General features: G+C 67.7%; 23 protein-coding genes and 2 pseudogenes. 2 read left to right on the forward strand and 23 right to left on the reverse strand.

Annotated elements, in window-relative coordinates:
* Positions 1-11 precede the first annotated feature (11 nt).
* From ACZZ0J_RS11395 to ACZZ0J_RS11470, 16 genes and pseudogenes are all read right to left on the reverse strand, one after another.
* Positions 12-989 (reverse strand): annotated as a pseudogene (locus ACZZ0J_RS11395) (DNA topoisomerase IB).
* A gap of 205 nt (positions 990-1194) precedes the next feature.
* The gene (tuf, locus tag ACZZ0J_RS11400) at positions 1195-2382 is read right to left on the reverse strand and encodes an elongation factor Tu (RefSeq protein ID WP_111083472.1); all 1188 of its coding nucleotides are present in this window, start codon (positions 2380-2382) and stop codon (positions 1195-1197) included.
* Between the two features lie 151 nt (positions 2383-2533).
* A pseudogene (fusA, locus tag ACZZ0J_RS11405) lies at positions 2534-4645 on the reverse strand (elongation factor G); the annotation flags it as partial.
* Between the two features lie 86 nt (positions 4646-4731).
* Positions 4732-5202 carry a 30S ribosomal protein S7 gene (gene rpsG / locus ACZZ0J_RS11410; protein WP_055950927.1) on the reverse strand — a complete coding sequence of 157 codons (471 nt, stop codon included), beginning with the start codon at positions 5200-5202 and terminating at the stop codon, positions 4732-4734.
* A gap of 5 nt (positions 5203-5207) precedes the next feature.
* A complete protein-coding gene (gene rpsL, locus ACZZ0J_RS11415; protein WP_017885540.1) occupies positions 5208-5576 on the reverse strand; it encodes a 30S ribosomal protein S12 in 369 nt (122 codons plus the stop codon).
* A gap of 229 nt (positions 5577-5805) precedes the next feature.
* Positions 5806-6972 carry a hypothetical protein gene (locus ACZZ0J_RS11420; protein WP_463436967.1) on the reverse strand — a complete coding sequence of 389 codons (1167 nt, stop codon included), beginning with the start codon at positions 6970-6972 and terminating at the stop codon, positions 5806-5808.
* A 36-nt stretch (positions 6973-7008) separates the two neighbouring features.
* The gene (locus ACZZ0J_RS11425; RefSeq protein ID WP_194647367.1) at positions 7009-7494 is read right to left on the reverse strand and encodes a DUF6121 family protein; all 486 of its coding nucleotides are present in this window, start codon (positions 7492-7494) and stop codon (positions 7009-7011) included.
* A 27-nt stretch (positions 7495-7521) separates the two neighbouring features.
* Positions 7522-8133, reverse strand: coding sequence for a CBU_0592 family membrane protein (locus ACZZ0J_RS11430; protein WP_463436969.1), 612 nt, complete (start codon positions 8131-8133; stop codon positions 7522-7524).
* A 174-nt stretch (positions 8134-8307) separates the two neighbouring features.
* Positions 8308-8526 carry a hypothetical protein gene (locus ACZZ0J_RS11435; RefSeq protein WP_463436971.1) on the reverse strand — a complete coding sequence of 73 codons (219 nt, stop codon included), beginning with the start codon at positions 8524-8526 and terminating at the stop codon, positions 8308-8310.
* A gap of 481 nt (positions 8527-9007) precedes the next feature.
* Positions 9008-9748: a hypothetical protein gene (locus tag ACZZ0J_RS11440; protein ID WP_463436973.1), complete on the reverse strand. Its 741-nt coding sequence runs from the start codon at positions 9746-9748 to the stop codon at positions 9008-9010.
* The gene (gene pilM / locus ACZZ0J_RS11445; RefSeq protein WP_131921051.1) at positions 9745-10797 is read right to left on the reverse strand and encodes a type IV pilus assembly protein PilM; all 1053 of its coding nucleotides are present in this window, start codon (positions 10795-10797) and stop codon (positions 9745-9747) included. The genes ACZZ0J_RS11440 and pilM overlap by 4 nt, the downstream gene beginning before the upstream one ends.
* Positions 10798-10839: 42 nt before the next feature.
* Positions 10840-11715: a prepilin peptidase gene (locus ACZZ0J_RS11450; protein ID WP_463436975.1), complete on the reverse strand. Its 876-nt coding sequence runs from the start codon at positions 11713-11715 to the stop codon at positions 10840-10842.
* A complete protein-coding gene (locus ACZZ0J_RS11455; RefSeq protein WP_463436977.1) occupies positions 11682-12221 on the reverse strand; it encodes a hypothetical protein in 540 nt (179 codons plus the stop codon). Before ACZZ0J_RS11455 ends, ACZZ0J_RS11450 begins: the two co-directional genes overlap by 34 nt.
* Positions 12218-13120, reverse strand: a complete 903-nt coding sequence (locus ACZZ0J_RS11460) for a hypothetical protein (RefSeq protein WP_463436979.1) — start codon at positions 13118-13120, stop codon at positions 12218-12220. The genes ACZZ0J_RS11455 and ACZZ0J_RS11460 overlap by 4 nt, the downstream gene beginning before the upstream one ends.
* A 451-nt stretch (positions 13121-13571) precedes the next feature.
* Positions 13572-14273, reverse strand: coding sequence for a PulJ/GspJ family protein (locus ACZZ0J_RS11465; RefSeq protein ID WP_463436981.1), 702 nt, complete (start codon positions 14271-14273; stop codon positions 13572-13574).
* Positions 14270-14461 (reverse strand): hypothetical protein, encoded by a 192-nt coding sequence (locus tag ACZZ0J_RS11470; RefSeq protein ID WP_463436983.1) that lies wholly within the window; start codon positions 14459-14461, stop codon positions 14270-14272. The genes ACZZ0J_RS11465 and ACZZ0J_RS11470 overlap by 4 nt, the downstream gene beginning before the upstream one ends.
* Position 14462: 1 nt before the next feature.
* Here ACZZ0J_RS11470 and ACZZ0J_RS11475 point away from each other — a divergent pair, with 1 nt between their 5' ends.
* Positions 14463-14744 (forward strand): hypothetical protein, encoded by a 282-nt coding sequence (locus ACZZ0J_RS11475; protein WP_463436985.1) that lies wholly within the window; start codon positions 14463-14465, stop codon positions 14742-14744.
* 67 nt (positions 14745-14811) lie between these two features.
* On the opposite strand, the gene ACZZ0J_RS11480 is transcribed toward ACZZ0J_RS11475, so the two are convergent.
* The 6 genes from ACZZ0J_RS11480 to ACZZ0J_RS11505 form a co-directional block, all read right to left on the reverse strand.
* Entirely contained in the window at positions 14812-15732 is a 921-nt protein-coding gene (locus tag ACZZ0J_RS11480; protein WP_463436987.1) for a prepilin-type N-terminal cleavage/methylation domain-containing protein, read from the reverse strand.
* A gap of 77 nt (positions 15733-15809) precedes the next feature.
* Entirely contained in the window at positions 15810-16241 is a 432-nt protein-coding gene (locus ACZZ0J_RS11485) for a type II secretion system protein (RefSeq protein WP_194647359.1), read from the reverse strand.
* A 192-nt stretch (positions 16242-16433) separates the two neighbouring features.
* Positions 16434-17657: a type II secretion system F family protein gene (locus tag ACZZ0J_RS11490; protein WP_123293117.1), complete on the reverse strand. Its 1224-nt coding sequence runs from the start codon at positions 17655-17657 to the stop codon at positions 16434-16436.
* On the reverse strand, positions 17657-18982 hold the full coding sequence (locus ACZZ0J_RS11495) for a type IV pilus twitching motility protein PilT (RefSeq protein WP_463436990.1): 1326 nt from the start codon (positions 18980-18982) through the stop codon (positions 17657-17659). The genes ACZZ0J_RS11490 and ACZZ0J_RS11495 overlap by 1 nt, the downstream gene beginning before the upstream one ends.
* 219 nt (positions 18983-19201) lie before the next feature.
* On the reverse strand, positions 19202-20869 hold the full coding sequence (locus ACZZ0J_RS11500; protein ID WP_111083486.1) for a GspE/PulE family protein: 1668 nt from the start codon (positions 20867-20869) through the stop codon (positions 19202-19204).
* A gap of 178 nt (positions 20870-21047) precedes the next feature.
* Positions 21048-22076 carry a GNAT family N-acetyltransferase gene (locus ACZZ0J_RS11505; protein ID WP_463436992.1) on the reverse strand — a complete coding sequence of 343 codons (1029 nt, stop codon included), beginning with the start codon at positions 22074-22076 and terminating at the stop codon, positions 21048-21050.
* 85 nt (positions 22077-22161) lie between these two features.
* Here ACZZ0J_RS11505 and ACZZ0J_RS11510 point away from each other — a divergent pair, with 85 nt between their 5' ends.
* Positions 22162-22557 (forward strand): VOC family protein, encoded by a 396-nt coding sequence (locus tag ACZZ0J_RS11510; protein ID WP_463436994.1) that lies wholly within the window; start codon positions 22162-22164, stop codon positions 22555-22557.
* Between the two features lie 129 nt (positions 22558-22686).
* On the opposite strand, the gene rpoC is transcribed toward ACZZ0J_RS11510, so the two are convergent.
* Positions 22687-26568, reverse strand: coding sequence for a DNA-directed RNA polymerase subunit beta' (rpoC, locus tag ACZZ0J_RS11515; protein ID WP_463436996.1), 3882 nt, complete (start codon positions 26566-26568; stop codon positions 22687-22689).
* Positions 26569-26598 lie beyond the last annotated feature (30 nt).

The raw sequence follows: 26598 nt of genomic DNA on the forward strand, positions 1-26598 counted from the left end.
CGCTCCCGGGGTCATTGTCGGTAGAGCAGCGCCCGGACCTCGGACTCGGCGGCGTGGATCCGGGCCGGATCGATGGTCTCGCCGTGCTCGTACGCGTCGAGCAGCCGCGGGTCGATGTAGCTCTGCCGGCACACCGTCGGGGTGTTGCCGAGCTCGTCGCTCGCGGCCTTCACGGCATGGGACACCGCACGCTTCCGCTTCGCCTGCGAGGACAGCGGACCGGTCTGCGCCAGGTCGACGGCCGCGGCCACCGTGCCGTGCAGAGTACGGAAGTCCTTCGCCGTGAAGTCGTCACCCGCGCGCTCCTTGACGTAGGCGTTGATGTCCTCGGCGGACAACGGCTCCCACTCGTCACCGCGGCGTTCACGGAACGACAGCAGTCGGGCGTTCGGCCCGCGGCGCTTCATGCCGGTGATCACGGTCGCGAGGTCGGCGTCGTGGATCGACGACGACCACTCCTGCCCGCTCTTGCCGGGGAAGTCGAGCTCGATGTCGTCACCGGAGACGTGGGCGTGTGCGCACAGCAGGGTCGACAGCCCGCGGCTCCGTGTTCGCTGGCGTACCGCTCCGAACCGACCCGCAGCGATCCCTGGTCGAGCATCCGGAACGCTGCGGCCAGCGCTCGGCGGCGATCGGGTTCCGGGCGTCGGAGGTCACTGCGTCACCCCGCGCCGTGCGACCGGCAGCGACTCCGCGAGGGCGAGCGCCCGGTCGTACTTGATCCGGTCCATCCGCTCACGCCACGACGGGTGGTACATGTACTGGCGGCGTCCGGCTCCGTCGATGCCGGTCGCGAGCACGTGCCCGTTCTCGTACGGCGAGATCCAGACGTCGTCCCACGCCGGCGGGATGACGAGGTCCTCGAGCCGCTGACGCACCGCGGCATCGGTCACGGTCGCGCCGTCGGGGTCGCGGTACGAGAAGCCGCGTCCGCTCCGGACACGGTGGTAGCCACGACCGGAGGTCGTGGAACAGCGCAGACGAGTCACCCGGCCGAGCCAACTCCCCGGTGCCTGGGACGCCGCACGGGGCGGACGGGCGCCGTCGTGGCGGGCGTACCCGGGCCTCCCGTCCACCGCCCGCCAGGGCCGTGAGCGGCCGTCAGTGACTCGTGGGCGGTACCGGGACCTGTCGGGGAACGACAAAGCGGGGCCGAGCCCGAAGGCTCGACCCCGCTGAGGCAGGTAACCGGAGTTACTTGACGATCTTCTCGACCGTACCGGCACCGACCGTACGACCACCCTCACGGATGGCGAAACGGAGGCCCTCTTCCATGGCGATCGGCTGGATCAGCTCGACCGTCATGGCGACGGTGTCACCGGGCATGACCATCTCGGTGCCCTCGGGCAGCGTGATGACGCCGGTGACGTCCGTGGTGCGGAAGTAGAACTGCGGGCGGTAGTTCGCGTAGAACGGGTTGTGACGCCCGCCCTCTTCCTTGGTCAGGATGTACGCGTTCGCCTGGAACTCGGTGTGCGGCGTGACCGAACCCGGCTTCACGACGACCTGGCCGCGCTCCACGTCCTCGCGCTTGAGGCCACGGATGAGCAGACCGGTGTTGTCACCGGCGACCGCCTGGTCGAGCAGCTTGCGGAACATCTCGATGCCCGTGACGGTGGTCTTCTGCGTCGCGCGGATGCCGACGATCTCGACCTCCTCGTTCAGGTTGAGCGTGCCACGCTCGACGCGACCGGTGACGACCGTGCCACGACCGGTGATCGTGAAGACGTCCTCGATCGGCATCAGGAACGGCTGGTCGGTGGCGCGCACCGGGTCCGGCACGTGCTCGTCGACCTGGGCCATGAGGTCCTGGACCGACTTGACCCACTTCTCGTCGCCCTCGAGCGCCTTGAGCGCCGAGACCTGCACGACGGGGGCGTCCTCGTCGAACTGCTGCGAACCGAGGAGCTCGCGGACCTCGAGCTCGACGAGCTCCAGGATCTCCTCGTCGTCCACCATGTCGGACTTGTTCAGCGCGACGACGATGTAGGGGACGCCGACCTGGCGGGCGAGCAGCACGTGCTCACGCGTCTGGGGCATCGGGCCGTCGGTGGCGGCGACCACGAGGATCGCGCCGTCCATCTGCGCCGCACCCGTGATCATGTTCTTCACGTAGTCGGCGTGACCGGGGGCGTCGACGTGCGCGTAGTGACGCTTCTCGGTCTGGTACTCGACGTGCGAGATGTTGATCGTGATGCCGCGCTGGCGCTCCTCGGGAGCGTTGTCGATCTGCGCGAAGTCACGGGCCTCGTTGAGGTCCGGGTACTGGTCGTGCAGAACCTTGGTGATCGCCGCCGTGAGCGTGGTCTTGCCGTGGTCGACGTGACCGATGGTTCCGATGTTGACGTGCGGCTTGGTGCGCTCGAACTTGGCCTTGGCCACTGTGGGTCCTCCTCAGGACTCGGAAGCGTCATCCCCGGCCGGCCCTGGATGGGCTCGCGACCGTTGATGCGCGGTGTGTGTCTTTACTTTACTTGGTGGCGAGGGCCCGTCGCCGGGCACCCCGCCTGTGGAGAGACGCTCGAGCGTCACTCCCCGCGTTCTTCGCGATGATCTCCTCGGCGACCTTGGCCGGGACCTGGCTGTAGGTCTCGAAGGTCATCGAGTAGACCGCACGACCAGAGGTCTTCGACCGCAGGTCGCCGACGTAGCCGAACATCTCGGACAGCGGCACGCTCGCGCGGACCACCTTGACGCCCGAGGCGTCCTCCATCGAGGCGATCTGGCCACGACGGGAGTTCAGGTCACCGATGACGTCGCCCATGTACTCCTCAGGAGTACGGACCTCGACGGCCATGATCGGCTCGAGGATCGCGGGACCGGCCTTGCGGGCCGCTTCCTTGTAGGCGATGGAACCGGCGATCTTGAACGCCATCTCGGACGAGTCGACGTCGTGCGCCGCGCCGTCCTTGAGGATGGCCTTCACGCCGACGGTCGGGTAGCCCGCGAGGATGCCGACCTGCATGGCGTCCTGGATACCGGCGTCGACCGAGGGGATGTACTCGCGCGGGACACGGCCACCGGAGGTCGCGTTGACGAACTCGTAGACCTTCTCGCTCGTGACCTCCATCGGCTCGAGGGCGATCTGCACCTTCGCGAACTGGCCGGAACCACCGGTCTGCTTCTTGTGGGTGTAGTCGTACCGCTCGACGATCTTCGTGAGGGTCTCGCGGTAGGCCACCTGGGGCTTGCCGACGCTCGCCTCGACGTGGAACTCGCGCTTCATGCGGTCGACGAGGATGTCGAGGTGGAGCTCGCCCATGCCCTTGATCGTCGTCTGACCGGTCTCAGCGTTGAGCTCGACGCGGAACGTCGGGTCCTCTTCGGCGAGCTTCTGGATGGCCGTGGAGAGCTTCTCCTGGTCAGCCTTCGTGTTCGGCTCGATCGCGACCTCGATGACCGGCTCCGGGAACGTCATCGACTCGAGGACGACCTGGTTGGTCGGGTCGCACAGGGTGTCACCGGTGGTGGTGTCCTTGAGGCCGATGACCGCGTAGATGTGTCCAGCGGTCACGTTGGCGACCGGGTTCTCCTTGTTGGAGTGCATCTGGAAGATCTTCCCGATGCGCTCCTTCTTGCCCTTGGTCGAGTTGATGACCTGTGCGCCGGACTCGATCGAGCCGGAGTACACGCGGACGTAGGTGAGGCGACCGAAGAAGGGGTGCACCGCGACCTTGAACGCCAGGGCCGAGAACGGCTCCGACGCGTCGGGCTTGCGGATGATCTCCTTCTCCTCGTCCTTGACGTCGTGGCCGATCATCGGCGGCACGTCGAGCGGGGACGGGAGGTAGTCGATGACGGCGTCGAGCATCGGCTGGACACCGCGGTTCTTGAACGCAGAACCGCACAGCACCGGGTAGAGCGTGCTGCTCACGGTGAGGGCGCGGATCGCGGCCTTGATCTCGTCGACCGAGAAGTCGGTGTCGCCCTCGAGGTAACGCTCCATGAGGACGTCGTCCGCCTCGGCCACGCGCTCGATGAGCTTCTCGCGGTACTCGGCGGCGCGGTCCTGCAGGTCGGCCGGGATCTCTTCGATCTCGTACTTCGCACCCATCGCGACGTCACCCTTGGCGTCGCCGCGCCAGGTGAGTGCACGCATCTGGACGAGGTCGACGACGCCTTCGAACGAGCTCTCCGAACCGATCGGCAGCTGGAGCACGAGGGGCTCAGCACCGAGGCGGTTGATGATCGTGTCGACGGTGTAGTAGAAGTCCGCGCCGAGCTTGTCCATCTTGTTGACGAAGCAGATGCGCGGGACGTTGTACTTGTCGGCCTGACGCCACACGGTCTCGGACTGGGGCTCGACGCCCTCCTTGCCGTCGAAGACGGCGACCGCACCGTCGAGGACGCGGAGCGAACGCTCCACCTCGACCGTGAAGTCCACGTGACCGGGGGTGTCGATGATGTTGATCTGGTTGTTGTCCCAGAAGCAGGTCGTCGCGGCCGACGTGATCGTGATGCCGCGCTCCTGCTCCTGCGCCATCCAGTCCATCGTGGCAGCGCCGTCGTGGACCTCACCGATCTTGTGCGTGATGCCCGTGTAGAACAGGATGCGCTCGGTCGTCGTGGTCTTGCCGGCATCGATGTGCGCCATGATGCCGATGTTGCGGACCTTGTTCAGGTCGGTGAGCACGTCCTGTGCCACAGGGTTCCTCCGGAAGAGTTGTAGGAGAGGTTGGCGGCCGTCCGGGCGCCGGGGTTCTTGACCACCGGTGCCCGGACGGTGCCGGACTACCAGCGGTAGTGGGCGAAGGCCTTGTTCGACTCGGCCATCTTGTGCGTGTCCTCGCGGCGCTTGACCGCGGCACCGAGACCGTTCGACGCGTCGAGGATCTCGTTCATGAGACGCTCGGTCATCGTCTTCTCGCGACGGGCCTTGGCGTACGAGGTCAGCCAGCGGAGCGCAAGGGTGTTCGCGCGGTGCGGCTTGACCTCGACCGGGACCTGGTAGGTCGAGCCACCGACGCGGCGGCTGCGGACCTCGAGGGTCGGACGGACGTTGTCGAGCGCCTTCTTGAGCGTGACGACAGCATCCTGCTGGTTCTTGGCAGTGACGCCCTCGAGTGCACCGTAGACGATGCGCTCGGCGAGGCCCTTCTTGCCGTCGAGCAGGATCTTGTTGACGAGCTGGCTGACGATCGGCGCACCGTAGACCGGGTCGGCGACGACGGGACGCTTGGGGGCGGGACCCTTACGAGGCATCTAACTCAACCCTTCTTCGCGCCGTAGCGGCTACGAGCCTGCTTACGGTTCTTCACGGCCTGGGTGTCCAGGGCGCCACGGATGATCTTGTACCGCACGCCGGGGAGGTCCTTCACACGACCGCCACGGACGAGCACCATCGAGTGCTCCTGGAGGTTGTGGCCCTCACCGGGGATGTACGCCGTGACCTCGGTGCCGTTCGAGAGCTTCACACGAGCGACCTTGCGCAGTGCGGAGTTCGGCTTCTTCGGGGTGGTGGTGTAGACGCGGGTGCACACACCACGCTGCTGGGGGTTCGCCTTCAGGGCGGGCGCCTTGGTCTTGGTGACCTTCGGCGTACGACCCTTGCGAACCAGCTGCTGAATAGTAGGCAACTGTTCTCCTGGTTCTTCGCTCGTGCTCTCTGGCCGGCGCGATCCGCCGGCTTCCTCGTCCCACGCTGATGACCGCCTGACGGCGGAGGAACCTGCGGGGGGACGGAGTGGTCCGACTGGGCGATCTCGCTCGCCGGACTTTTCGGGCGCGCCCGAGGGCGCACACCCAGAAGAGACTACCCGCGTAACGGGACGAAATCAATCCGGGCCGGCACCACGCCGGACACCGTCATGAGCCGGTGTCCGAGGACCCGTTGCCGACCGCCGACCGGAAGGTCGCACCCGAGCTCGAGAACCCCGTGATGTACCCGCTCGCGTTCACGTTGAGCGGTCCGGCCGTGGCCGTCCCGGTGCCGCCGGCGCCGGCGATGTCCGCCGTGAAGGTGGCCCGGCCGAAGGTGGTGGTGGAGACGAGCCAGCCGTTCGTGGTCCAGCTGCCGACGGCGACGGTCGGCCGCGACTCGAGCGTCCACTTCTCGTTCGTGTAGGTGTACGCGGGGTTCTCGCCGTACGCGTAGAAGCTGCACCCGGCCGGCGCGGCGTCGTTCGAGGCGATGCAGTCGTCCACCCAGGCGTCCACGGCTCGCTTCGCCGCCTGCTCCCCCGCGTCCGTGAGCGTCGCGGTCATCTGCACGGGCGTCGAGGCGCTGCCACCGAACCCGCTCACGACGGCGCTGCCACCCGTGGCCTTCGTCCACTTGCCGCCGTCGTACGTGACCGCGTAGGTGCCGGGGAGGGCGCGGAGGCCGACCGTGCCGTCCTTCGGGGTCTTCGTCGACGTGCCCGCGACCTGCACCGAGGCGCCGGACGGACCCCGGACGCTGACGTCGACGCTGCCGAGCTCCGGCGCCTGCAGCTCCCAGACCGGGAACACGCCCCAGTCGGTGCCGGTCTTGTCGAGCGTGAAGGTCGCCGCGACGTCACGGCCGGCCTGGCGCAGGTACGCGCGGACGGTGGCGGTGTCGCCGTCCGTGCGCGTCGCGGCCACCCGGTAGCCGGTGACCTTCGCGGTCGCCTTCGCGTACGCGGCGTCGGTGAGGAGCACGTCCGACTTCGTCCGGTCGATGCCCGCTGCGTCGAGGGCGTCGGCGACCTTGCCCGCGGTCAGGTCGTCGAGGAACGCCCGCACCGGTCGGTCGGCCGAGTGGGTGGCCGAGCCGACGGAGTACCCGACGACACCGGCGACGAGCAGCAGCACGACGGCGGTGCCGCCGGCGATGATCCCGATGAGCTGGCCTCGGCGGAGCTTCCGGCGCGGAGCGCGCGACGCGGTCGGGGCGTACTGCGCGTTCTGCGCGGTCGCTGGCGTTCCTTGCGTCCCACGGATCGACGCCACCGACGGCACGGCTCCCCAGCCGTCCTGCTGGTCCGGATCCGGCGTGTGCTGGTCGCTCATCGTTCCCCCGTTGCGTGTGCGTCGTGCCCGGGAAGACTACCGCCCGACGGTGTCGTCCCCCGCGACGGTGGTCTCCTGCCGCTGCCCGGCAGTGGGCGTCCGGTCCGTCGTCCGGGCCTGGTGCCGGGCCACGGAGATCCCGCCGATCACCGACAGGAGCGCCACCACGACGGACCCGACCACGAACGGCCCGAGTGCGTAACCGGCCGGGAAGACGAGTAGCTCGGTCAGGTCGCGGCGGATCGCCGCGTACCCGACGGCGCCGACGCCGAGCATCACCAGGTAGGCGGTCGCGGCGGCGACCAGGCCGGTGACACCGGGGTTGCCCTCTCGCGCGCCGACCGCGGTCGCGAGGAACACCACCACGGCGGCGCCGATCACCATGGCCGGGCCGAGGTACGGGGTCGCGTCCGGCTGCGCGATCGCCTCGACGTCGGCGAGGAGCGCTTCGAACCCCGCGACGGCGACGACGAGCGCGATGAAGAGGACGGACGTCATCGTCGCGATCAACCACCGGGACATGAGGTGATCGTATCGCCGACGGGACGGTCAGCGGGTGGCTTCGGTCCGCTCCGCGTGGTCGGCGCCTTCAGCAGAGCCTGCGCTGTCCGCGCTGTCCGCGCTGTCCGCGCTGTCCGCGCGCTCCACGTGCCCCTGCGCTGCGGCGACCAGGGCGAGTGCGATCGTCGCGGTGATGATCGGGACGGTCTCGGTCATCGGAGCGACCTGCGTCGTGCTGGTGGTCGGTGCGGCCTGCGTCGTGCTGGTGGTGGGCTCTGCCTGGAGGCCCGGGGCTGCGTCCGCCTCGGAGGGCTCCTCCGGCTCGTGGTCCCGCAGGGCCGGGCCGATGATCGGCAGGACGCCGGTGGTGGACGCCGGTTCGGCGTGCAGGACGGTCGCCTCGGAGGCCGCCGGCTCGCCGCGCTTCGCCGCGCGTCGAGCGCGCCCCATCTTCACCAGCACGACCACGGCGACGATCGCCCAGATGCCGTTGACGATCGTGGACGGCACCGCGTGGTGCGCGGCCACGTTGACGGCGACCGCCAGGCCACCGACGAGGTTGAAGAGCTGGTAGACCGGCCCGTTCGGGAGCTTCCCCGTGGAGAAGAGAATGTAACCAGCCAGCACGGTTGCGGCGCCGAACCAACCCAGGAATTCCACGATTCCGACCAACACGCGCGACTCCGGGCACGACGGGAACGGCCGGTTCGAGCCGACCGTTCGAGAGGAGATGAGCAGCCGCGATCACGGCGTCGTGAGCATCGTACGCACACCGACGGATGTCGCGGAAGAGGGTCGGCGTGGCGCGTCACACCCCAGTGGGAGGGGGTCGGATCAGCCCTTCGCGGAGGCCGCGGGTGCGGCGTCCGAGAGCACGTAGACGGAACCGGAGAGCGACCATGCTTGGCTCGCCATCGGCGAGTCCCCCTCATCGGCACTCGTCGCAGCGATGCCGTTCACCAGGAACAGCCGCTCGCCGTCCTGGACGGCCTTCGTGAAGCTCAGCGCTTGGTCGTAGGAGCCCGTGACGGCAACGGTGACGGGGATGAGCACGAAGTTCGATGCGGTGATCTGGTCATCGCTGTAGGGGTGGGCGCCGCCGGCATCGCTGCCGCCGTCGGCGTGGCACTCGAGCTCGCAGCGCTCGGGGATGCTGACGGGCTCGGCGCCGCCGCTGATCCGGAGCCCTCCGGCAGATAGGCCTTCGGCTCGCCGAAGGTGACCGAGGTCACGGTGACGCCGCTCGAAGAGGCCGCGAGATTCAGCTGGGACAACAAGGAGTCAGTCTCGGGCGCTGCAGGAACTGACGCGCGCAGCGCTGCAAGCTCTCGCTCCGTCGAGTCGAGCGACTCGGACGCTTTCTCGAGGCGGCGCAGTTCAGCGCGGTTGCCCGAGTTCGTAGCTGCGATGTCCGCTCGCTGCGACGCGTTGGTGGACGCCTGTGCGATCTGCGGCTGCGCACCGAGGAACCACCCGCCAGCGAGGACGGCGAGCGCGGCGGCGAGAGCGACGATCAGCGAGAGGCGGCTCTTGTTCACTTGGCATCGTCCTTCGTGTACTTGTCGTCGTAGGCCTTGTCGCCAAGGTGCGCTTCGATCGTCGCCGAGTACGTACCGGTGTCGGCCTCGAGCGAGACCGAGGTGATGGTCGAATCCGCGTACCCCTTGATCGTCGACAAGCGGGCAGTCCAGTCGGGGACGGACGGGATGCTCGGGCTCTCGATGGTCAGTTGCATCGTGGCGATCCGCGTTCCCTCCAACGGCACTGTCGATTGTGTGAACGCCTTCGTCACGTCTGCCGAGTCGATGGACATCGCTGTGATCGACACCCCCGCAGGGAGGACGGCCTTGAGTTGTGCGAGGGTCGCGTTCCAGTCGACCTCCGTCGACCCGCCGACTGCCTGCGCCGCCTCGAGCAGCGCTGCGTCCCGCTCCGCCTGTCGCACGTCCGAGTACCGCAGCTGCTGCTGGAGCAACGACGTCGTCTCCGCTTGTGCACTGCGGAGGGCTTCGGCGGTCTCGAGCTGGTGCACGTACGCAACCCCCGATCCGACGACCACCACGGCGGCCGCCACCACGACGCCGAGCCAGGCCCGGCGGGCAAGCGCACGCTCTCGGCGCCCCGTGTGCACCTCGGCCGGGAGCAGGTCGACGCGCGGCTCACGGCCGACGATGGACGTCGTCGAGGCAGCCTTCTTCGGTCGACGGCCTCGACCAGGCTGTTCGCCGGTCGCGTCCGGACTGGCGACGATCGGTCTGATCTCGGTTGCAGTCATGCTGCTCGGCTCCCCACTGCCAGCCCGTAGGCGACGGCGATCGCGTCCTCGTGTACTGCGATGTCGTCGGCCGGGATCGACCGAGCGACGTCGGCTCCTGCGAATGCGGACCGGAACTCGACCGGGAGCCGCGTGTGCTCAGCGAGCGCGTTCCGGAACCCGACGAGTCGGGCTCCGCCGCCGACGAGGACGATCCGTTCGACCCGCTCGCCGGGTCGGGTGTTCACGTAGTAGTTGATGGTGTTCCGCAGGCTCGCGATCAGCTCGAGTACTGAATCGCTGATGATCGCCACTGCCCGGCCGTCATCAGGCGTTCTCGCACCCTGCCCGATCCCGAGGTGACGTTTGACGGCCTCCGCCTGCGCGAACTCGATGTCGAGGTTGCCGGCGAGCGCGCGGGTCACGTCGTTGCCCCCGATGGGGATGATCCGGACGAACTGCGGAATGCCGTCGGTCGACAGGACGACGGTGGTCGTGTCCGCGCCGAGCTGCACCAGCACTGTGGTGCCCGGCAGGCCAGGGCGGCCGACGAGCACCCGGGTCAACGCGAACGGGATGAGGTCGACCCCGACGGGGTTCAGCCCGGCGAGCTGCGCCGCGTGGACGTTGGCGAGGACTGCGTCCTTGATCGCCGCGATGAGGAGCCCGTGCACGACCGGGCCGTCCTCACTCATGCCCTCTGAGGTCGGGTAGAAGTCGAGGATCGCATCACCGACCGGCACAGGGAGCATGTCCTGCACCTGGAACGGCAGGCTCTCTCGAATCTGCTCCAGGGGTGCTGCCGGGACGATGAGGTCGCGGGACAGGACACGCTGGTTCCCCATGCCCAGCACGACGTCCCGAGAGCGGAAGCGGCCGGTGGACCACAGCGAGCGCAGCGCCGCAGCCACGGTGTTCGGTTCGAGCACCTCACCGCGACTGACGGCGTCGGGCGGCGTCGGGACCTCGGCGAAACGCAACACGGTCGGCCGAGCGCGGTCTGCGTTCGCGACCTCGACCGCCCGGATCGCGGTACCCGCGATGTCGATGCCGACGATGCTCTTGCCCATGATGCTGCTTTCGCTTTGGTTGGAGTCTGGTTGCCGGAGAAGTCAGGCGAGCCCGAGCAGCCGGAGGTAGGCGGTCCAGATGTCCTGGCCGAAGAAGATCCCGATCCAGGCGCCCGCGAGCATCGACGGCCCGAAGGGCAGACCGCCGCGCCACCGTGTTCGCCCGCTCACGAGCAGTGCGATCGCGACGGTACCGCCCACGACGAAGGCTCCGAAAGCACCCACTGCGAGGGGTCCCCATCCGAGGTACGCGAGCACGAAGCCGAGGACCACGGCGAGTTTCACGTCCCCGAGCCCCATTCCCCCGGGGACCGCGAGGGCGAGCACGAGGTAGGCGCCGCCGAGCACGGCAGCACCAGCCACAGCTCGCACGAGCGCACCGACATCACCGCTGAGGACCGTAGCCGTGACGAGCAGGATCCCGAGGACGCCCGCGGACGGGTAGACGATGGCGTTCGGTAGTCGGCGCGTGTCGAGATCGATCAGTGCCAGTGCCACGGAGACGGCCATCAGGAAGAGGAGAGCTGCGAAGTCGATGGCTTCAGCGAGCACGGCCGTCCCGGGCGGCATCACGGCTACCGACGAGGACCACGACCACGCCACGCCCACGAACAGGGCGGCAGTCGCCAGCTCGACCGACGGGTAGCGCGCCGAGATGGGCGCACCGCAGTCCCGGCACCGACCGCGCAGGGCCAACCACGAGAGCACCGGAACGTTGTCGCGGCGCCGGATCTCGTGACCGCAACGCGGGCAGGCACTCGGCGGTGCGACCACCGAGAATCCTGCGGGTACCCGGTACACGACGACGTTGAGGAACGACCCGACGACGAGACCGAAGACGCCTGCCAGCGTCAGGGTCACCGGGAGGAGCTCACGGACCGCGGTCACCGGCATGCCCCGCTGCTGGTGGTCGCGCACGATCCGTCGACCTTGTACGCCGTCTGGACCTCGACCTGCGTGGTGACGCCGTACGACGTCGAGACGGGCTGCAGGAACTTCGGTGGTGCCGTCGTGAGGAGCCGCTGGTCGTACACGTAGTTCTTCGAGAACCCCGTGCTGCCGGTCGTTGCGACCGCACCACGCCAGTTCTGCGCGATCGATCCGACGACCTTGAGCACGCCGAGCTTGGGCCCGATGTCGTAGTTCTGGTTCCAGAACGTGCCGGCGTTGCTCGCCATGGCAGCGCTGATCGTGATGCCCGCGCCGCTGCTGCGGTTCAGGAGGCCGACGCCGCTCTGGTTGCAACGGGTGGTGTCAGTCACGTAGCCGACCCGCGGCTGGTACGTCGTCGGGTACGAGCTGCACCGCGCGGGGTTGTAGATCTCGACCGCGTTCTGGCCCACGAGTCCGAGGACGTCGTTGGTGGCGCTGGCGTAGGTGATGTCGTCGGTGACCCAAACCGTGCCCGATGCAGCGATCGTCATGGCGCCGCTGAAGCCCCCGCTGACGAAGACATCGCCAGCTGAGCAGCTGTACGTGTCCGATGCCGATCCGGTTTGGTAGTAGGACCCAGACTGCCCACCGTTGACCCACTCCCCGACGCCGGGAAACCCTGACCGTTGTTGAAGGCCTGGTTGCTGGTGGTCGTCGCGCTCCCGTTCGACCGGACGGTCACCGTCGTCGTGCAGTAGGTGTTCGTGTACCGGGAAGGGAAGGTGTTGGCGGCCCAGGCGTTCACGTCGTTCGCGGCAGAAGGGATGTCCTGGACGTACATCAGGTTCGTCGGGAGCGTCGGGATCGTGGCGCCTGCCGAACTCTGCAGGTCAGCGACGGCTCCGCACAGCGCAGCGGCCTTCGCGATGTCGGCACCCGCCTTGACCTCACCGGTCGAACCGTTCACCTGCACCTGCGTTGCCTTCGTCCACGGTGACCAGACGGTCATCTTCCCGTTGCCCAGGAACGACACCCGGGTCGGGCCGGTGTACAGGCAGCCCGGCCGGGGTACCGAGGTCGGGAGGTCGACGCGGGTCTCCTGCGAGAGGTTCGAGTTCAGCGCAGGCAGCCCGAGGTAGGGCACCGCACTCGCGGCACCCCCGTTGAAAGTGCCAGCGCAGGTCCCACTCGCGGGGCGGACCGAGGTGTCGTGCTGCTCGACCGGCCCGTTGAACACGGTCGCGCAGGCCGCGGTGAAGACGTCGTTGGTCCGGATCGGACCGTTGAGGACATCGGTACCGGCGAACTGGACCGCCGCACACTTGTTGCTTGCCGACTGCCACTGGTAGACGGTCGTGCAGGTACTTCCGGTGATCGCAGGGTTCGACGACTCGTAGTTGGTGAAGTACAGGTAGTTGATGAACCCGTCGCCCTTGAGGTTCGCGACCAACGACCGGACGCTACCCCCGACTTCCCCGTGACACGGACCTTCAGGACGCCCTTTGCGGAGTAGTTCGAGTTGTCCACCTCGTACCGGTACCACTGGTCGGTTGAGCCGACCACCTTGGCCCAGGTGGAGCCGGCATTCGTGAAGGCGATGTTGTCCGCCTGCCCGCTGAAGCTCGAACCGCTCGCCTTGCTGAACTGCGCGCTCGAGTTTCCGTAGAGCGCGTAGCCGTTGTCATTGGACAGCTTGGACTGGTAGTCGGCCAGTCCTGCGTACGCGGCCGCCATCGCGTTCTGGAAGTTGCGGTCCGTCGCTGACTTCACCGCCCCGGAGGTCGACACGGCGATCATCGTTGCGACGAGCAGCATCATCACGGTCCCGAAGATCAGGACGTTGCCGAGGATCATCCCTCGGTCTTCGTCGCGCGCCCGCTCGAGCACGCTCCGGAGCCGGGTCATGGCGTTCCTCCGTTGCTGGTCCCGTAGACGACGTTGAAGAGGTAGAGCGTGTTCTGGATGGTCGTGTTCCCTGCAGCCCCACTCACGGTCGACCCGAGTTCCAGGTTGACCCGGACGGCGCGGACGTTGCCGAGTTGCGTTGTCGAGACGGTGCCGTCGCTCTGCGCCGGCAGCGGGCTGCCGTCCGCCCCGAGGTAGTCGAACATCGGTGCGCCACCGGTGGGAGAAGCCACCGGGCCTCCGATCACCATCGAACGAGTCGGCGCCTGCGCCGTCGACGGGAAGGTCCAGAAGCCGTTCGACGCCGTGCCGTCCCACTGGTCGAGGACGACCTTCTTCGCCGCGTTGAGGGAGTAGCGGATCTGGACCGGGTTGTCGGTACCGCTCCCGTCGAGGTTGATGTAGGCGTAGAACGTCAGTCGCGTCAGGGCCGCCTCGGTGACGGCTGCGGCGTAGCTACCGTCGGACTTGGGCAGCAGGCTGGCGGCATGGACGTACCGAGTGACGGAGTTCATCACGACCGACGCGTACCGCGCGTTCTGGTCGGACGAGGTGTTGGTCGCACCCGCCCGCAACGTGGCGGTGAAGAAGCCCCCCACCGCGACGAGGATGACCATCGAGACGCTCACGGCGACGAGCAGCTCGGAGAGGCTGATGCCGGCCTGATCACGGTGCAGACGGCGGAGAAGGCGGATCACGACGTCTGGCCTCTCGGGTCGAGGGTCAACGTGTTGTCGAAGCTGATGATCACCAGCGCGGTCTTCTGGTTGACGGAGCCACTGGTCACCGGCTTCACGTTCGATGCGTTCGACGCGATCTCGTTCTTCGTGGTGGATCCGAAGCTCGTGCCCGAGTAGATGGTCCAGGTCCCGAACGGCAGTGCCACCGTGGCGACGTCTGCCGAGGAGACCGGGAACTTCATCGTCATCCCGGCTGAGCATCCGGGGTCGCCCGCCGCCGGGCTCGCCGAGGAGACAGCGGTGATGTACCGGCCCTTCACTCCGCTCACCGTGGCGACGCCGGTCATGACAGACGCCGACGAAGGAGCGCCCGGCGACGTCTCGATCGTGGGCGGGATGGCCCCGATGGCCCCGGCGGCGTTCGGTGTCGACCACGCTGAGGGGTTCGGGCTCAGACAACTCACCGTGGAGCTGGGACTGTTGGAGTAGGGCCCGGCGTACGCCGCGTAGCCCGAGGTGAAGGGAAACACCGGCACTGACGGCTTCGACGTCGACGTCACCACGAGGGACGTGCTCGCGACGTCCCACGGTTTGATGGTGTCGAGGCCCCCACCGAGCTCGAGAGCACCGTCACCATGTTCGTCGGCAGGGTGGCGTTGTAGGTCTTCGCGTACTGGAGGGTCAGCTGACTCGCGCGGTCGTAGACGAACGGCACCGGGGAGCTCGCGCCTGCAGAAACCGTGATCGGAGTCTGCGAGGACGGCTGCGCCTGGTTGGTGTCGATGCCTCCGGTCGTGGTCGCCGTCACCGTGTAGTCGCCCGGCGCCACGTTGACCGCGTACGAGCAGCCCTGCGCGTCCGTCGACTGCACGGCGGTGGTGAGCGTCGAACCGCCGCCCCCGGCGAGCGGCGTGACGGTGATCGAAACGCCCTGGTAGGGGCTTCCCGACGCCGTCACTGCCGAGATGATGATCGTCCCGTACCCAGGGTCGGTGACGGCGTCGCTCGGGGCGATCGCGGAGGTGACAGTCGTCGAGCTTGCTCCGCCGCCACGAGGATTCGGCCAGCTCACGGTCTCGACGACGCTCTTGTAGGCGAGCTTGCCGTTCGACGTGCCGCAGGCACCGCTGGCTCCGTCGCTCTGAACCCAGGTGACGGCGCGCTCGATCTTGTAGGTCACCCCGCCGATGGTCTTCGTGTTGGCAGCGCCGGCCTTGCTCACGACCTTGAAGATGCCGCCGGTCGAAGCAGCTGCGGTTTGGCGGAGCGTGTCGATGTCCTGTGACGCGAGTGCGACGGCGGTTTCACGTCCGCGGCTGGTCTGGGTGAGCTGCAGGGTGTTCGCGATGCCGTAGGCGATCCCCACGGACATGATGGCGAACACCATCATCGCGACCATGACCTCGATGATGGAGAAGCCGGCCTCGGCATCCCCGGACTCTGCGCGCTGCAGGACGCGGTTCATTCGACGGAACATGGTCACCTCCTCCGGTCACTCTCGTTGTGCGAAGGGCGACCCGTCACACGACGAGCCGCCCTTCCGATGCCCTGAGATCAGGCGCAGGTGCCCTTGGCTGCTGCGGTGGTGTCGGTGATCTTCCAGTCGGTCGTGGTCGCACCCTTCGCCGAGATGCAGAACGAGCTACCCGTCGCCGCGGGCTTGTAGGTGAACGTCGTGCCATCGCTCTTCGTGTAGCCGTACGGCGTCATCGTGTCCGTGGCGCCGAACTCGGTCCCAGTCGGGAGAACGCCGTTCTTGTCCGTCTGGAACGCGATGACGGCCGTCTTCGCGTTCGCGAGGTCCGACTTGACGGTCGCGTCCTTCGCGTTGTTCTGGACGTTGAGGTACACCGGGATCGCGATGGCCGCGAGGATGCCGATGATGATGACGACGACGAGGAGTTCGATGAGCGTGAAGCCCTTTTCGTTGTCCTCGAGGAGACCCTTGCGGCGAGCGTCGAGCTTGCCCATGAGAGCGAAGTACATGGTGGTTTCCATTCTTCTGGGAATGCGATGGGGATTGTGCCGGGGAGTGCTCCGCCGCCGGTCACAAGAGTATTCAGGGGTGTTTCTGTGCGTAATCCCGAGAACGGGGGGTCAGGGGCACCAAAATGCCCCCAGTAACGGGGGCATTCCGTGCTTCCATGCCCCCGCACGAGGGGCATGGACTCCGAGTGGTTACTTGACGAGCGAGGTGATCTGGAAGATCGGCAGGTAGAGCGCGACGATCATCCCGCCGACGACGACTCCGAGGAACGCGATGAGCAGCGGCTCGATGAGTGCCGTCAACGATTCGGTGGTGGATTCGACCTCGGCGTCGTAGAAGACAGCGATCTTCTCGAGCATCGTCTCGAGCGAGCCGGCGTCCTCACCAACGGCGATCATCTGCGAGACCATGCTCGGGAACACTTTTTCCACCGCCATCGGCGCTGCGATGGATTCACCTTTCCGAACCGCTTCGGCAACGCGGACGAGCGCGCTTTGCACGACGAAATTGTTCGATACTTCTCCGACGATCTGCAAGGCCTGCAGAATTGGAACTCCGGAACCGATCATGTTCGAGAAATTGCGCGCGAACCGCGCGATCACGATCTTCTTAGCCAATGCGCCGAACACGGGGAGACGCAGCAGGATCGGGTCGCGGAACGCCCGGAACCGATCCGTGTTCTTGTTGGCCCGGTACCAGAACCAGCCGACCACCGCGATCACGGCCAGTACCGGCGCCAGCCAACGCATGGCGTGCGACATCGAGACGAGGATCTGGGTCGGGATCGGGAGCTGTCCACCGAGCGACGAGAACATGTTCTGGAAGATCGGCACGATGAAGATGAGCATGATGACGACCGCGGCCAGCGACATGCACAGCACGACCACGGGGTAGGTCATCGCCGACTTGATGGTCGAGCGGAGCTTGTGCTCCTTCTCGAAGTTCGTGGCGATGGAGTCCATGGCCTGGTCGAGGAACCCGCCGGTCTCGCCCGCACGGATCATGTTGATCATGATCGGCGGGAAGTCGACCGGGAACTTCGCCACCGCGTCGGAGAACGAGACACCGCGTTCGACGTCGTCGCGGACCTTGCCGAGGATGTCCTTGAGCTTCTTGTTCTCGGTCTGGTCGGCGAGGATCGACAGCGCGCGCAGCAGCGAGAGTCCCGAGGTGAGCATCGTCGAGGCCTGGCGCGACATGATCGCGAGGTCCTTGAGACCGACGCCCTTCTCGAAGCCCGGGATCTTGATCTCGGTCTGCAGGCCGGTGCCGGCCTTGGACTCCGTGATCGCGATCGGCGAGACGCCCATGCCCCGGAGCCGCTGGACGACCGCTCCTTCGGACGAGGCGTCGAGGCGCCCCTTGACGAGCTTGCCGGCGCCGTCGCGCCCGCGGTAGTCGAATGCGAGGGACATCAGTAGCCTCCGGAGAACTTGTCGCCGAAGTCGATCCCGCTGGCGGCGATCGCGGCTGCCGAGGAGTCGGACGGTGACTCGACGCGCTGCACCAGCCGGTCGAAGCCCTCTTCGTCGTGCACCTTGTCCATCGCGGCCTTGCGCGAGATCGTGCCGACGTTGACCAGTTCGGCGAGGTCCTGGTCCATGGTGTGCATGCCCAGGTCACGGCCGGCCTGCATGGCGGACGTGATCTGGTAGGTCTTGCCCTCGCGGATCAGGTTGCCGATGGCGGGGGTGATCGTCATGATCTCGGTGGCGACGACCCGGCCGACACCGTTGGCCTTCGGGACCAGGGTCTGGCAGACGACGCCCTGCAGGGTCGCGGCGAGCTGCGTGCGGATCTGGCCCTGCTGGTGTGGCGGGAAGACGTCGATGACACGGTCGATCGTGCCGGGGGCACTCTGCGTGTGCAGGGTGGCGAACACCAGGTGACCGGTCTCGGCCGCGGTGAGCGCGACCGAGATGGTTTCGAGGTCGCGGAGCTCGCCGATCAGGATGACGTCGGGGTCCTGGCGCAGCACGTGCTTCAGCGCAGCGGCGAAGGAGTGCGTGTCGGCACCGACCTCGCGCTGGTTGATGATCGCCTTCTTGTGCTCGTGCATGAACTCGATCGGGTCCTCGACCGTCACGATGTGGTCGGCCCGGCTCTCGTTCACCAGGTCGATCAGGGCGGCGAGGGTCGTGGACTTGCCGGAACCGGTCGGGCCGGTGACCAGGACGAGTCCGCGGGGCAGGCCGGCGAAGTCGGCGACGTGCTCGGGGATGCCGAGCTGCTTGAGCGTCTTGATCTTGGTGGGGATGATGCGGAAGGCCGCGCCCCAGTTGCCGCGCTGCTGGTAGAAGTTCACGCGGAAGCGGTACTCCGGCGACAGCGAGTAGGCGAAGTCGAGTTCCTGCTCCTGGTCGAACTGGCCGGCCTGCTCGACCGACAGCATCGTCTTGAGTGCGGCGATGACCTTGCCGCGCGACCACGCGCCTCCGGGGACTGCGGGACGGAGCGAGCCGTCGACGCGGACCGTGGGCGGCGCGTCGGCGGTGACGTGCAGATCGGATGCGCCCTGGTACACGACCTGGGCGAGCGCGGTGATCAGGTCCGGGTCCGCGACCTCGCGTGCGTGGCGCGAGAACTCGATGTCGCCGCCGATCGTGGCAGCCGGTGCCGGGGCCGCAGGGGCCGTGGGGAGCTGCTGCGTCGGCGCCTCGGCGTAGCCGTAGGTCGCGATCGACGACGGCACGCCGGCGGGCGGCGTCGCCGGAGCGGCGAGCGGCTGCGCGACCGGCACGGCGACGGGCGATCCGGACGGTGCCGGCCAGCCGGCGGCGTCGTCACCGAGGTCGTAGACCTGCTCGGAGGGGCCGACGCTGCGGCGGCAGCCAGGCGTGCTGCACGGCGGGAGCCCACCTCGGTGCCGGGGTTGCCCGGGTGCCAGCCGGCGACGGGTTCGTCGCCGGGGATCGTGATGTCGTACACGGAGTCGGTCATCTGCTGCGCTCTCTCGTGACTACGCGACCACGCGCAGGATCTCGTCGACGCTCGTGAGACCGAGCTTGACCTTCTCGAAGCCGTCCTGGCGGAGCGTCAGCATCCCCTGCGCCTGGGCGACGCGGCTGATCTCGGCGCTCGAGGCACGCGAGACGGCGAGGCGCTCGATCTCCTCGGTGACGGTCATGACCTCGTGCAGGGCGATGCGGCCGCGGTACCCGGTGTTCGAGCAGACCGCGCAGCCGATGGGGGCGAAGAACGCCGGGACCTCGTCGCCGGGGCGCAGGAACCCGAGGGTCCGGAGCTGTTCGGCCTCGTACACGGCGGGGGCCTTGCAACGGTCGCACAGCCGTCGCGCCAGACGCTGGGCCACGACGGAGTCCAGCGCGGAGCCGACCAGGAAGGGCTCGATGTCCATCTCGGTGAGTCGGGTCACGGCGGAGGGGGCGTCGTTCGTGTGCAGGGTGGACAGCACGAGGTGGCCGGTGAGGGATGCCTCGATGGCGATCTGGGCGGTCTCGTGGTCGCGGATCTCACCGAGCAGGACGACGTCGGGGTCGGAGCGCAGGATCGAGCGCAGCGCCGAGGCGAAGGTCAGCCCGGCCTTCGGGTTGACCTGCACCTGGTTGATGCCGGCCATCCGGTACTCGACCGGGTCCTCGACCGTGATGACGTTGATCTCGGGCTTCGCGACCGCGTTCAGGGTCGTGTACAGCGTCGTGGACTTGCCGGAGCCGGTGGGCCCGGTGACCAGGATCATGCCGTACGGCTTCGAGTACGACCGCTGGTACGCCTGGAAGTTCTGCTCGAGGAGGTTGAGGTCCTTGAGGGTCAGCGACGTGTTCGTGTTGTCGAGGATCCGCATGACGACCTTCTCGCCCCACACGGTGGGCAGCGTCGCCACGCGGAGGTCGATCTGGCGGCCGCCGTGGCGGACCGACATGCGGCCGTCCTGCGGCTTGCGACGCTCGGCGATGTCGATGTCGCTCATGATCTTCAGGCGGCTGATGACGCCGTTCTGGATGTTCTTCGGCGCCGGGGCCATCTCGTGCAGCACACCGTCGATGCGGTAGCGGATCCGGACCTCGTGTTCACCGGGCTCGATGTGGATGTCCGAGGCGTGGTCCTGGATCGCCTGCGACACGAGCAGGTTCACGAAGCGGACGATCGGGACGTCGTCGAGGGCACCGTCGGCCAGGTCCACCTGGGCCGAGGAGCTGACCGAGGCTTCTTCTTCCAGCGACGAGGTCAGGTCGTTGAGCTCGTCGTCGGCACGCAGGTAGCGATCGAGCGCGGTGAGCAGGTCGCGCTCGTCGACCTGGAGCGGCTTGATCGGCCGGCCGGACGCAGCGCGGGCGTCGTCGATCGCGAGCACGTTGGTCGGGTTGACCATCGCGAGGATGAGCAGCTCGCCCTCGAACCCGACGCCGAGGACGCCGTGGCGCCGGCAGAGCGCAGCGGGGAGGATCGAGACCGCGGTGCCGTCGACCGGGTAGTCGGTCAACGGGACGGTGCGGGAGTTGTTCGACGCTGCGCGGGCGGTGATGAACTGCGCCTCGCTCACGACGCCCTGGTCGACCAGGCCGCGGATGGCGCGCTCGTCCAGGTCCTCGTCGCCCGTCATCGAGTCGAGGTGCTCGATCGGCAGGGCGCCGTTCAGGATGAGGATCTCGGACAGGGTCGCCATGAGTCCTGTGCCTCCTTGGACTCGCGCGCGGCGAGACGTGGTCGGGTTGCGCACCACCAGGGATGTGGCGCTCGACCACGCTACTTCTGCGACAGTCGTCGGCCGCAGTCCCAGAAGGAGGGGGCGGAGGGGGTCCGGATGCACCCAGAACTGGGGTCCAGGACCCCAGACGCGATGGTCAGAGCGACGCCGACGCGGTGACGTGGACCTCGCCGGCGACGAACCCGAGTCGCTCGTAGATGCGCCCGGCTCCGCTCGGGTTCTCGGCGTCGACGTGCAGCACCGCCGCGGACAGCCCGTCGGCACGGATCGCCTGCAGGGTGGCGTCGAGGACGATCGGGGCGAGCCCCGTCCCCCGTGCTGCACGCACGACGCCGACCCAGTGCACGTACCCGTACGAACGGCCCCGGGCAGCGAACCCGTCGGGCTCCACCTCGACGATCGTGAACGCCACGACCGAACCGTCGGCACCGACGACGACCCGCGACAGATCCAGCCGGCTCTTGTCCGAGGTGAGGAACCCCCGCCAGTCCGACGCGACCATCGGCTGGGAACCCCAGTGGTCGCGGAAGGCGTCGTTCTTGGCCGTCCGGAGCGGCTCGATGTCGTCCGCCGTGACGGGCCGCAGGACGAGCCCGTCCGCCAGGACGGGCACCGCGTCGGCGTCCGGCCCGCGGTCGTCGAACACGACCTGCATGTCGAGCCAGGTGCGCACCGGCGCGAAGTCGAAGTGCGCCGCCAGCCGGAGCGCCGAGGACCCCTGCCGTCCGCCGACGTCGAGCGTCGCCGGCAGGTCGACGTCGAGCGTCGCCAGGCGCTGCCGGGCCCGGCCGACCTGCCAGGCGAGCACCCGCCGTCCGATCCCCTGCCCGCGCAGGTCGGGGTGGACCGCCCCGTCGAGCACGGCGCGCGCAGCAGTGACGCGGGAGGGGACGTCGATGACGATGCCGTAGGCCTGCACATGCCCTCCAGCATCGACGCCCACCACGGTGTCCCTGGTGACGTCCAGCCCCTCGGTGGACAACGACCGTTCGAGGTCAGCTGTGGAGGGACGAGCGTGCGGGTCGTCGACCGCGGCCGACGCGACGGCGACGGCGTGCATCGCCCCGACGTCGTCGTGCGCGCCCGCGCGGAACGTCAGCCCGCCGATCGGCGTGGGGAACGAGAGGTGTGCCGGGGCCGTGATCCGTTCGCGCAGGGTCGCCATCCATCCACCCTGCCAGTTCCGCCGCGCGGCGAGACACCGCGGAGAGCCCCTCGACGAGCAGGCCCGACCGGGACCATGATGAGTCATGGACATCACGAGCGTGACCGTGGGGCTGCCCGTCACCGACATCGAGGCGTCCTGCCTCTGGTACGGCGCCGTCTTCGAGCGCACCGAACCGGACCTCGAACCCGAGGACGGTGTCGCCGAGTACGAGGTCGGCGGGATCTGGATCCAGCTCTACGAGGACGACTCCGCCGAGGAGAACCCGGTGAGCGTCCGGTTCGGCGTCGACGACGTCGGCGCGCAGCACGCCCGCATCGGCTCGCTCGGCATCGACATCGGACCGGTCGAGTGCGTCGACGGCGCCGTGAACTGGTTCGACGTCCGCGACCCCGACGGCAACGTCCTCGGCCTGTTCTCGCTCGTGGACGAGACCGGTCGCGGTTCGGGTCGCGACAACGGCGCGGACCGCGCGCTCTAGACGCCACCGCTCGCAGGCCGGGAGGCCCGTGGCGGCCTGGCACCGGGCCTCCCGTCCGTCACGTGGTGACGACACGACGAAGGCCCCGCCTCCTTGCGGAGACGGGGCCTTCGTGGGATCACATCAGACTCAGTTGTACGTGCCCGGCGTGAAGTCGTCCGACGAGAAGCTGTCGAAGTCGACGAAGCTCAGGTCGGCGTCCGAGAACGACGAGTCGTCCGCGAAGATGCGGTTGGGGTACCGCTCTGCCTTCGCTTCTTCCGTCGCGTTCACGTCCACGTCGCGGTACCGGCTGAGGCCCGTCCCGGCGGGGATGAGCTTACCGATGATGACGTTCTCCTTGAGGCCGACGAGGTGGTCCTGCTTGCCCTCCATGGCCGCCTGCGTGAGCACGCGGGTGGTCTCCTGGAAGGAAGCGGCGGACAGCCACGACTCGGTCGCGAGGGACGCCTTCGTGATGCCCATGACCTCCTGGCGAGCCGAGGCGGTCTTGCGACCCTCCTGCAGCGCCGCACGGTTCAGCATGTTGTAGCGCGACCGGTCGACGAGCTCACCGGGCAGCAGGTCGGTGTCGCCGTGGTCGACGACGGTGACCTTGCGGAGCATCTGCCGGACGATGACCTCGATGTGCTTGTCGTGGATCGGCACACCCTGCGAGCCGTAGACGTCCTGCACACCGTTGACCAGGTGCTTCTGGACCTCTCGGACACCCTTGACCCGGAGGACTTCCTTCGGGTCGACGGTGCCGGCGATGAACTGCTCGCCGAGCTCGACGTGCTGGTTGTCCTCGATGAGGAGCGTCGCACGCTTGAGCACCGGGTAGATGAACGGCTCGTCACCGTTGTCCGGCGTGAGGATGATCCGACGACCCTTGTCCGTGTCCTCGACGACGACGCGGCCGGGGGCCTCGGCGATCGGGGACGCGCCCTTGGGCGTACGGGCCTCGAAGAGCTCCGTGACACGCGGCAGACCCTGGGTGATGTCGTCGGCCGAGGCCGAACCACCCGTGTGGAAGGTACGCATCGTCAGCTGGGTACCGGGCTCACCGATGGACTGCGCGGCGATGATGCCGACTGCCTCACCGATGTCGACCAGGTTGCCGGTGGCGAGCGAACGGCCGTAGCACTTCGCGCAGACACCGACGGCCGACTCGCAGGTCAGGACCGAGCGCACCTTGATGCTCTCGACACCGGCTGCCAGCAGCTTCTCGAGGAGCACGTCACCGACGTCCTCGCGAGCCTCGGCGACGACCGTGCCCTTGGCGTCCACGGCCTCGGTGGCCAGGGTGCGCGAGTACACGGTGTTCTCGACGCGCGGGTCGCGGACCAGCTTGCCGTCGGCGTCCACGGTCGCGATCGGCAGCTCGAGGCCACGGGTCGTACCGCAGTCGTCCTCGCGGATGATGACGTCCTGCGAGACGTCCACGAGACGACGGGTGAGGTACCCGGAGTCCGCGGTACGGAGCGCGGTGTCGGCAAGACCCTTGCGAGCACCGTGGGTGGCGATGAAGTACTCCGCCACGGTCAGGCCCTCGCGGTACGAGTTGATGATCGGGCGGGCGATGATCTCGCCCTTCGGGTTGTTCACCAGACCACGCATACCCGCGATGTTGCGGACCTGCAGCCAGTTACCACGAGCACCCGACGACACCATGCGGTTGATCGTGTTGTCGACGGGGAAGTTGTCCCGCATCTCCTGCGCGATCTCGTTGGTGGCCTCGGTCCAGATCTTGATCAGGTCGGCGCGACGCTCGGAGTCGGTGATCAGACCCTTGTCGAATTCGCCCTGCACCTTGGCGGCCTGGATCTCGTAGCCCGCGATGATCTCCTTCTTGCGAGGAGGCGTCACGACGTCCGACAGGGCGACGGTCACACCGGAGCGGGTGCCCCAGTAGAAGCCGGCGTCCTTGATCCGGTCCAGCGCAGCGGCCGTCTCGGTCTTGGAGTACCGCTCGGCGAGGTCGTTGACGATCGCGGACAGCACGCCCTTGTCGGTGACCTTCTGGACGAACGGGTAGTTCGCCGGGAGGGTCTCGTTGAAGAGCGCACGGCCCAGGGTCGTCTCGAGGAGGACGGTGTCGCCCTGCTCGTAGCCCTCGGGAGCTTCACCCTCGGCGAAGTGGACACCCGTCATGCGGATCTTCGCCATGGCGTTGAGGTGCAGCGTGTGCTGGTCGTTGGCCAGGATCGCCTCGGCGACCGAGGAGAACGCACGGCCCTCACCGACGGCGCCCTCGCGGACGGTCGTCAGGTGGTGCAGACCGATGATCATGTCCTGTGCGGGCAGGGTCACCGGACGGCCGTCGGACGGCTTCAGGATGTTGTTCGAGGCGAGCATCAGGATGCGGGCCTCGGCCTGGGCCTCCACCGACAGCGGCAGGTGCACGGCCATCTGGTCACCGTCGAAGTCCGCGTTGAACGCAGCACACACGAGCGGGTGGAGCTGGATGGCCTTGCCCTCGACGAGCTGCGGCTCGAACGCCTGGATGCCCAGACGGTGCAGCGTCGGCGCACGGTTCAGCAGCACGGGGCGCTCGCGGATGATCTCCTCGAGCACGTCCCACACCTGCGGACGCGAACGCTCGACCATGCGCTTGGCCGACTTGATGTTCTGCGCGTGCGACAGGTCGATCAGGCGCTTGATCACGAACGGCTTGAAGAGCTCGAGCGCCATCTGCTTGGGCAGACCACACTGGTGCAGCTTCAGCTGCGGGCCGACGATGATGACCGAACGGCCCGAGTAGTCGACGCGCTTGCCGAGCAGGTTCTGGCGGAAACGACCCTGCTTGCCCTTGAGCATGTCGCTCAGGGACTTCAGGGCGCGGTTGCCGGTACCCGTGACCGGACGTCCACGACGACCGTTGTCGAACAGCGCGTCAACGGCTTCCTGCAGCATGCGCTTCTCGTTGTTCACGATGATCTCGGGGGCACCGAGGTCGAGCAGGCGGCGGAGACGGTTGTTGCGGTTGATCACACGACGGTAGAGGTCGTTGAGGTCCGACGTGGCGAAACGGCCACCGTCGAGCTGCACCATCGGGCGCAGTTCCGGCGGGATGACCGGCACGACGCCGAGCACCATCGCTGCCGGCGAGTTGCCGGTGGCGAGGAAGGAGCTGACGACGCGCAGACGCTTGATCGCGCGGATCTTCTTCTGGCCCTTGCCCTCGGCGATCTGCAGACGCAGCGCCTCGGCCTCGGCAGCCAGGTCGAACGCCTCGAGCCGGAGCTTGATCGCCTCGGCGCCCATGTAGGCGTCGAAGTAGATCCCGAACCGGTCCTGGAGCTCGTGGAAGACGGCGTCCTCGGGCTTGAGGTCGCCCACCTTGAGGTTGCGGAAGTCCTCCCACACACGCTCGAGACGGGTGATGTCCTCGTCGAACGACTTGCGGACCTGGGACATCTCCTTCTCGGCGGTGTCCTTGGTGCGCCGCTTGACGTCGGCCTTCGCACCCTCTTCCTCAAGGGCTGCGAGGTCGTCCTCGAGCTTCTTGAGGCGGTCGGCGATGATCGAGTCGCGCTGGCTCTCCAGGGTCTTGATCTCGAGACGCATCTCGTTCTCGAGACCGGGCATGTCCGCGTGACGGCCCTCTTCATCGATGTCGATGATCATGTACGCCGCGAAGTAGATGACCTTCTCGAGGTCCTTCGGCGCCATGTCGAGGAGGTACCCGAGGCGCGACGGGACGCCCTTGAAGTACCAGATGTGCGTGACGGGGGCAGCGAGCTCGATGTGGCCCATGCGCTCACGACGGACCGAGGACTTGGTGACCTCGACGCCGCAGCGCTCGCAGACGATGCCCTTGAACCGGACACGCTTGTACTTGCCGCAGGCGCACTCCCAGTCGCGGGAAGGGCCGAAGATCTGCTCGCCGAACAGACCGTCCTTCTCGGGCTTCAGGGTGCGGTAGTTGATGGTCTCCGGCTTCTTGACCTCGCCGTACGACCACTGACGGATGTCCTCGGCGGTCGCGAGGCCGATCCGAATGGCGTCAAAGGAAGTTGCTTCGAGCAATGTTCTTCTCTCTTGCTTGATTCAGGCTTC

The organism is Curtobacterium sp. AC272 (assembly GCF_979258155.1).